Consider the following 9,077-nt stretch of genomic DNA (forward strand, 5'->3'; position numbering starts at 1 on the left):
CGAACCCGCACCGCCAGTTTGGAAGACTGCACGCTGCAACGCGTTGAACTGGGGTGATGACCCCGGTACATCGCTAGTAGGAACTGATTCGGAACCGAAGTGGGCTCGGTCCAAGCCCATAGCGAAGAACTATGCGAGGGACATGGCGCGTACCCGGCGCGGACACCGCCGCCCTGCACGACGTTGGCTAGGTGCGGCACAGCTGACATTCCCAAGCGAGCCGCCGGGCACGGGGGAGTGGGGCGCAATCTGCGCTACGCGGGCAGCGCCGAGCGCGCTGCAAGGCAACCAGGTGTCTGGCTCACAGCCCCGGACGTGTGCGACTCGTCCCGCCGCTCGGGTGGGTGATGCCTTAGCGGCTCGTATTGGCGGGGCGGCGGTCGCGGGCACTGCCTCGCGTCCGCGACCTCCCCTCGCCACTGTGAGCGTTCTGTGACCTTCTGCGCCTCAAGACTGTGCCGCGGGCAACCGATGTCTGGACGTCTGCCGCTCTGGCAAGTTCCGCGTTACGTCGTTCATTTCGGTGATGGCGTCGAGTCAACGAGGTATGCGTGTCTGCTCTGCGCCTGTCGTTTGGTGTTCCTGATCGTTGGCGCAAGGTGGTTCCGCTCACTGCGGGCGTGACCGCGCTCGCGCTGCTGTCGGTCGGCGCCCCGGCGGTCGCCAGCCCGGTCGTCTCGGCGCCGGTGAGCGCTGAGCAGGCGCCGCAGGGCGAAGAATCGCCTCTGACGGCGTCGGATGAGGCGTCGGCGCGCACGATCGCGCGGCTGCAGGATGCGCCGGTCGAGGTGATGTCGCAGCGTACGGAGTTCGGCTCAGTGTTCGCACTCCCGGACGGCACGATGGCCACAGGTCGCGGGTCGGGACCGGTGTGGGTGCGCCAGGGCGGGGACGGAACCAACGAGCAGGACTGGGCGGCCGTCGACCTGACCTTGCAGGTCAGCACCGACGGCGCGGTGCGTCCGGTCGCGCAGTCTGGTGGTCTGACGTTCTCTGGTGCGTCGACGGGTGACGGGCCGGTCGACCTGGTCTCGACCACGGACCCGGACTCTGGCGTAACCGCGCGAGTCCAGTGGGATGGGGCACTGCCCGAGCCTCGCCTCGAGGGGCGTCGGGCGATCTACGCCGAGGTCGAGCCGGGGGTGGATCTGGTCCTGGAGGCCACGAGCACGGGCTTCGAGCAGTTCTTCGTGGTCAAGGACCGTCCGGCCGCAGCGGAATTGACGCAGTTCCCGATGTCGGTGGTCACCGAGGGTGGCGAGCTGGACGCGTCGGGTGCCGAGCTGAGTGTGGTCGCCGGTGGGCAGGTTGTTGCTACGGCGGGTACCCCGATGATGTGGGACGCCGACATCGATCAGGGCCGGGCGTTCCCGGTGACCGAGTCGCGCCCCGATGAGGTCGGGGCTGCTGCGCTGTCGCCGATGCCGGCGTGGGTGTTGGACGCCGACCATGGTCGGTCCACCAGCGATGAGGCCAGCGTTGCCCGGGCGGACCCGAAGGACGAGCCGGTCGCGGCGCAGGTGGTGGGCGACGGGTCGGTCGATGTTGCTGCGGGCACCGTCGAGGTGACCAGCGATGTGGTGCCGGTGGCTGCGAACGAGGCTGAGGTCACCCTCGCGCCCCAGGCGGACTTCCTGCAGGACGAGGACACGACCTTCCCGGTGGTCGTGGACCCGGACATCAACTTCAACTGGGGCTTTGACACCTACGTGCTCAAGGGCTACTCGAACACTCGCGACGGGGACGGAGATCTGCACGTCGGCACCTACGACGGCGGCGCTCATGTCGGTCGGGCGTTCATCGACTTCCCGGTGGCGCCGATCGCGGGCAAGCAGATCCTGGGCGCCCGCCTGGAGCTGTACAACTACTACTCCGCAACGTGCGCCGCCCGGAACTGGCAGGTGTGGAACACCTACCCCGCGAACGGATCGACGATCTGGGCGAACCAGCCGGGCTGGGCAACTCACATGGCCACGAGCTCGGAGACCCACGGGTACAGCGGCTCGTGCCCGGGCGGCTGGTCCAATGCCGACATCACGAGCTTCGCCGCGGGCTGGGCGAGCTATGGCGAGACGGTCGGGCACGTGGGGATCCGTGCCGAGAACGAGGCGGACAACCTGGCGTGGAAGTACTTCTACTCCGCCAACAACGGCAGCCACATCCCGTCGATCTGGGTGACGTACAACTCCCGGCCGAACACCCCGACGAACCTGATGGTCTCGCCGTCCTCGACTGTGGCCGGACCGGTGTGGTCCAGCTCCGCTAGCCCGCGCCTGTCCGCGATGCTGTCCGACGCGGATGTCGAATCGGTCAACGGGCAGTTCCACATCTACCGCGTCTCGGACGGCGCGGAGATCGCCTCGACCTGGGTGGCCGGCACCTCAGGGGCTGCGGTGATCCTCGACGTGGCGCCGGGGTTGCTCCAGAACGGCCAGGAATACGAGTTCGCTGTCGCTGCCGGCGACGTCTACCTGGCCAGCCCCCCTGTCGGCGCGCTACCGGTTCGGCGTCGACACCAGCGTCCCGTTGGCTCCCACGATCACCTCACCGGACTATCCGAGCAGCACCGAGTGGTTCTTGGCGCCGAACCAGGTGGGCCGGTTCAACATCCAGATGCCGACCGACGCGTCGGTGGCGGCCTACCGGTGGGCGCTGGACAAGGCACCTGACGTGGCCCAGCAGGTCCGCGCGATCTCTGGGTCGCTGCCCCAGCTCTCGGTGACACCCACTGAAGCCGGCAGGCACGTGCTGCAGGTCCAGACGGTGGACAGTGCCGGGAACGTCTCGGGGATCGCGAAGTACACGTTCCGGGTCGGGCAGGCTGGCATCGTCGCCCCCGACGACGGGGCCCGAGTCGTGCAGCAGGTCCGCCTGTCCGTGGAGGCCCAGCCGCTGCTCAAGTTCGTCAGCTTCGAGTGGCGTCGCGGGCCCGACGCCGACGCCACGAAGAAGGACGTGACGAAGGAAAACCTGCGCACCTCGACTGGTGCGCTCTGGTCATCGAAGTGGGCGGAGCTGCCCACCGGCAACGGGTACACGACCTGGGACGCCGGCAGCGAGCTGGGATATCAAGGTGGCCCCGCCCAGGTGCGCGCGGTGCTGGCCAAGAACGCGTCAGGGGACGAAGCCACACCGACGCAATGGGTCTCGATCATCGTCGATCCCGATGCTGACGGTGCCGCGACCACGACGATCGGCCCCGGGTCGGTCAACCTGCTCACCGGTGACCACACGTTGTCCGTGACGGACGCCGAGGAGTTCGGCTTGTCGCTGGTGCGCACCACGTCCTCGCGGGACACCGACAGCGGCTATGAGCTGCAACCCAACGGGCTGAGCAAGGAACAGCAGGAAGCGACCAGCGCGACCGGGGTGGCCGGCAGCTCGCCCGTCTCGGTGGACACCACCAGATTCCACTCGGGCACCTCATCGTTCAAGCTCACCGGCGCCGGCGGTGCGAACAACGACTCCTACGCGTCCGTCGGTGGCGACTTCGGTGCCATGCGACTTGGCCTGCGCGCCGGAGGGTCCTACCGGATCAGTGCGTGGCTCCTTGCGCCGGCCAGCACCGGGCTCACGCCGGAGCATGCGCGCGGCATCGGCGTGTCGCTGTTCACCCGCAGCGGAGCCAACCCGTACTCCGACCCCATGGCCACCGGGCAGCACACCCCGGCAGTGACCCGGACCGACGGCTGGCAGCAGGTCAGCGTCGACGTGACGATCCCCGCGGACGCGACCGAGGCCTTCGTGCGCCTCTACAACGGCTTCGCCGCGACGAGCAAGACCGTCTACTTCGACGACATCACCGTCCAACGGTTGTGGTCGCCGTTTGGGCCCGAGTGGTCCACCGGCAGCGTGGACGCCGCGTCCGGCTCCGCCTACACCCGCATCAGCACCCCGTACGACGACGTCGCACAGATCGACCTGACCGGCGGTGGTGATATCTGGTTCACCCGCGGCGACGGCGGCGCCTGGTGGCCCGAACCCGGAGCCGAAGCCCTCACCCTGACGGCGACCTCGGCGAGCTCGTGGCGGGTGACCGAGCTGGACGGCACGATCACCGACTTCGCCCGGACCGGGTCGACCGGTGACTTCCTGGTCCAGTCCTCCATGCCCCCCGGTGCTTCGGGGGCGGTGCGCCCCGTCTATGACGTGGCCACCGTGCCCGGCGTGTCCCGCCTGTCTCGCCTGATCGCCCCGATCGAGCCCGGTGTCGACGGATGGCCGGGCAACACGGCCGCGTGCACCACGCCGACCCCGGCGATCGGGTGCGAGGTCATGCAGCTCGACTACGCCACCACCACAGCAACCACCTTCCCCGGGTCCTACACCGGGCGCGTCGCGACCGTGTCGGTCTGGACGCTGTCCGCCGACACGATGGTCAAGACCCCGATCGCGAACTACGCCTACAACGACCAGGGCCGACTCGTGCAGGTGTACGACCCGCGCATCGTCGCCGCCGGTGACCAAGCCCAGATCACTGCCTACGAGTACGACACTGCAGGGCGCCTCTCCCAGGTCACGTCCCCGGGCGACCTGCCCTTCAAGTACGCCTATGGCGCCGCAGGCAAGACGAAGCCCAACTCCGGGGACCTGATCGACCTCGGGCCCGGGCGACTGCTGAAGGTCACCCACGCCTACCTGAAGGAGGGGACCGTCGATGAAGTCGGGGGGGACAACACCACCAACGTCGTCTACGGCGTCCCACTGACCCGTGATGACGGCGGCCCCTACGACCTGGACCCAGTCTCCCTGGCCAAGTGGGGGCAGTCCGACGGACCCACCGACGCCACCGCGGTGTTCGGACCACTCGATATCCCGGCCACCAACTCGGCTACCAGCGCCGTCCCCGGCAAGGGCGGATACGCCGCGGCGACCGTGTCGTACATGAACGCCTCCGGGCTCGAGGTGAACACCGCCAGCCCCGCAGCCAACGGCGCGCCGGTCGAGGGGTTCATCGACACCACCGAGTACGACACCCGCGGCAACGTGGTGCGCACCCTGGATGCCACGAACCGGATGCTCGCGCTGGGCACGCTCTCCAACGCCGAGCAGATGCTCACCGATTGGGGCCTGCAGAACAAGACTGAGCTGGAGCTGGCGCGGCTGTTCGACTCGCGCACCACCTACAGCGACGACGGACTGGACGTGCTGACCACCATCGGCCCAATCCAGCTACTTGCAGTAGCGAACGACCCGAATGACCGCCAGCTCCTTCGAGCGCGCACAACCAACACCTACGACCAGGGCAAGCCCGACGGCGCCACCTACCACCTGCTGACCACGACCGTGGTCGACGGCACCGACGCGACCTTGCAGTCCTCCGTCGACCCGATCAGCACCACCAACGGCTACAACCCGATCGACAGCGCCCCGAAGCTCGGTGCGACCTCTGGGTGGGTGCACAAGCAGCCCACCAGCATCATCGTCGATGCCGGCAACCCGACCGCACCGACCTCGCTGACCTCGCTGGTGCTGTACGACGACCGCGCCCGCGCGATCCGGTCATCCAAGCCCGGATCCACCGGCACCGACGCTGGCAGCACCGTCTCCGTCTTCTACACCGCGGGTGTTAACCCCGCGGACGCGTCGTGCGGAAACAAGCCGCAGTGGGCCGGCCAGCCGTGTCTCACCAAGGCCGCCGGACCCATCACCGGACCCGGCGGCACAACGCTGCCTGCGAATCTGCCCGTTGATCTGCCGGTCAAGCGGGTTCTGGACTACAACCCGTTCGGGTCCCCGAGGGTCGTCTCGGAGTCCGCCGGATCTGGCGCCGCCCAGGTCACCCGCACGTCCACCACCGAGTACGACCTCGCCGACCGGGTCGTCACCGTCGCCCTGAGCGCCACCGGCCCGGGCGCGGGGCAGGCGATCGCCACCACCAAGACGACCTACGACCGGGTCACCGGGGACGTGATCAAGAACGCCTCCATGAACGGGTCCGTCGAGACCGCCGCGGTCAGCAAGCAGTACGACAAGCTCGGACGCCTCATCAAGTACACCGATGCCACGGGCGCCTGGACCACCACCACCTACAACCGGCTCGGCCAACCCAAGCAGGTCACCGACTCGATCGGCACAACCCGCACCTACGAGTACGATCGCGAGCTCGAGAAGCGCGGGCTCGTCACCAAGATCACCGACTCCGTTGCCGGCGCCTCCAACGCCGGCGACATCGTCCCCACCTGGGGACCCGACCGCCAGCTCGAGAGCCAGACCATGCCCGGGGGAGTGACCCTGACCATCGGGTACGACACCGCCCGCGTCCCGGTCTCCCGCACCTACACCCGCACCAGCGACTCTGAAGTGATCGCCAAGGACTGGGTGGTGGAGAACCACCGCGGCCAATGGATCCAACACACCACCAACGACACCCTGACCCGCTCCTACAAATACGACCGGCTCGGACGCCTCACCGACGTCGACGACCAGCCCACCGGAACATCCGCGATGTGCACCAGCCGGCGCTACACCTACGACAACCACACCAACCGCAAGACCATGACCAGCGCGGTCGGCACCCAAGCTAACAAGTGCCCAGACGCCACCGGCGCCTGGAGCACCACCAACTACACCTACGACACCGCCGACCGGCTCATCACCACCAGCAGCCCCAACGGCACGGCATTCACCTACGACCAGCTCGGCCGCCTCACCACCCTGCCCACCGCCGACGGCTCCACAACCGCGACCACGGCCTACTTCACCAACGACCTGGTCGCCGCCCAGGAAATCCCCGGAGTCAAGCGCACCACCTGGACCCTGGACCCCCTGCAGCGCTTCGCCCAGCAGAACACCGCCAAGTGGCAGAACAGCGCCTGGCAGAACCCCGTCCAGGCCGTCAACCACTACAACGACGACAGCGACGAACCAGCCTGGGTCAACGAAGACAGCACCCAACCCGACAACATCTCCCGGTACGTCGAAGGCGCCGACGGGGCAATCGCCTTGCAGACCGGCAAGACCGGCGCCCGCGTCCTGCAGTTGATCGACATGCATGGCGACGTCATTGCCACCGCTCCCATCCCCGACGGCCAGGCCAACTTCGACTGGACCAAACTGACTCGCAGGTCCTACGACGAGTACGGGGCTCCACAAACGGTGGCTTCTGGCGCCACGAACGCACCACGGTATGGCTGGCTCGGCGGCGCGCAGCGCTCCGCCGAGACCTCCACCGGGACAGTTCTAATGGGCGTCCGCCTCTACGCACCATGGCTCGGCCGATTCCTTAGCGTCGATCCTGTCCCAGGCGGCTCAGCCACCGCATACGATTACTGCAACGCCGACCCCGTCAACTGCACCGACCTAGACGGCAGGTTCCCGCTAAGGGAAGCTTTCAAATTTGCGGTGATGGCAGTAGGCGTAGCGGCTTCTATCGCGTGCATTGTCGCCACTGCTGGAATTTGCGGGGTGGTGGCCGCGGGCGCGGCCGTCGCTAGCATCGGGAGTAACTTGTACGGGGCGGCAAAGAAAGAGATGACTTGGAGGTCATTCGCCGCCAATACTGCGTTTGACGTCGTCGGGGGATTCGTGCCCGGGGTGCGCGCCGTCAGCCGCATTCCTGGAATCCATTCCGTAAAGGGCGAGGCTGTTCGGGTCGCCATGTCAGTCTCTAGATTCGCTAAGGCGCGGTCCATCAAGAACATCCCACTAAAGGTAGCTGCACGGTTCTGGCCGGTGCGTACTGCATTCCGCACAGGTTTCAACGCCTACTCTGCATATCACGCCGTCTCCGGAAAGTGGGTGCCAGGCCGCCGATGACCGACCTAGTGGTATTGTTAGCGGCGATAGCGACATGCCTGTGCGCAGGGATAGTATTCGCCGTCGGGTTTATGTCGGCGCGCGGCTACTGGGGTCGACCATGGGGAGTCGCCAAGTACAGTCTTGGACTACTCCTAATGCTCATCGGGATCGCGTACCTTAGCCTCGGAATTCTCGGATTGCCGGCTCTCAGTAACGATCCAAGCGTCGAATTGCGTGTTCCCAATTGGGTATATTTTGCGTCGGGCGTTGCCTCCATCATCGCTTCGATCATTGTTTACTCACGATACGATCAATTGCGACGCGTCCGGTCGGATCTAGATGTCGAGCGCGGGCGGCGTCCATTTCGAGCGATTTTTTCCAGCCTTTTGCTAGTAGGGGGGCTTGGACTTATTGTCGTCGCTTGGGTCTGATAGAGAATTGGATTCATCCGGCACGCTCTGGCACTTTCACCGTGAGTACGTAGCGGTTGATCTGTTCGCAGCGCGACGCGATGCGCACGTGCCGTACGGTGCTGCCTTCGGCCTCGGGCCCACTGATGTACGGCGGGCGCGCCGGATCGTGCGGGATCGTGGCACGCCTGAACGCAGCACGGTCAGGCGCTCGAGCGGGATTTCAGCCCTTGACGACCTGATCGAAAGGTCAGCCCGGCGCAGACAGCTCAGGCGGCCGAGCGCGTGCGGTCGGCGACAATGAGCACATAGCAGAAACTATGCGAGGAACTTTTGGACCTCCACGTGAGTCGCGCTTCGGGCTCTGCAGGGCTCGATCACCAGCCATAAGGCTTAGCCGTCGATCAACGCGTCCACACACAGGCCGCCGACTGTGCGAGCGAGGTCATGCCAGGCATGCGCGTCATGCGCGAGTTGCTCCATCCCGAGAGTCTCGGCTTCGAGGGCGATCTCGCGGTAGACCAGTGCAAGCTCGTAGGCCTGGGCGCAGTCGCGGAACGAATCCTCGCTCAGCCACGCGATTAGGTTGTCACGTCGCTCGTCGTGCGCAGCGTGCTCCTCGAGAAATGCGATGGCCTCTGGCGACTTCTTGCCCAGTTCGGCCATATACGAGGCAAGGAGCGCCTGGGCAGCCGTTTTCTGCGGAGTTGTCATACTTCGAGCCTCGTCCCAGGCTTCCTCGGCGTCACGCAAGCAGGTCATCCCCGTGCAACCAGATCGTGTACCCATTCGCGATCCCGCTCTTAGCGAAGACTATGCGAGGAGCTACTTCCGCCTCCCATGCGGTGACGCGAAGACCGGGGGTAACGCGTCCCCAGCTTCCTGCGGAGCGCGTGATGCTGCCTCTCTACAGGAAGCGGGTCGCTG

At 66.6% G+C, this 9,077-nt stretch carries 3 protein-coding genes; 2 read left to right on the forward strand and 1 reads right to left on the reverse strand.

Annotated elements, in window-relative coordinates:
- The first annotated feature begins 551 nt into the window (after positions 1 to 551).
- Together ASD16_RS21280 and ASD16_RS21285 are read left to right on the forward strand one after the other, a co-directional pair.
- The gene (locus ASD16_RS21280; protein ID WP_157454061.1) at positions 552 to 2,669 is read left to right on the forward strand and encodes a DNRLRE domain-containing protein; all 2,118 of its coding nucleotides are present in this window, start codon (positions 552 to 554) and stop codon (positions 2,667 to 2,669) included.
- Entirely contained in the window at positions 2,578 to 7,758 is a 5,181-nt protein-coding gene (locus ASD16_RS21285) for an RHS repeat-associated core domain-containing protein (RefSeq protein ID WP_157454062.1), read from the forward strand. The genes ASD16_RS21280 and ASD16_RS21285 overlap by 92 nt, the downstream gene beginning before the upstream one ends.
- Before the next feature lie 785 nt (positions 7,759 to 8,543).
- Here ASD16_RS21285 and ASD16_RS21290 read toward each other — a convergent pair.
- Positions 8,544 to 8,864 (reverse strand): hypothetical protein, encoded by a 321-nt coding sequence (locus ASD16_RS21290; protein ID WP_157454063.1) that lies wholly within the window; start codon positions 8,862 to 8,864, stop codon positions 8,544 to 8,546.
- Between the last annotated feature and the right edge of the window lie 213 nt (positions 8,865 to 9,077).

Source organism: Cellulomonas sp. Root485, from assembly GCF_001426705.1.
Taxonomy (GTDB): Bacteria; Actinomycetota; Actinomycetes; order Actinomycetales; family Cellulomonadaceae; genus Cellulomonas.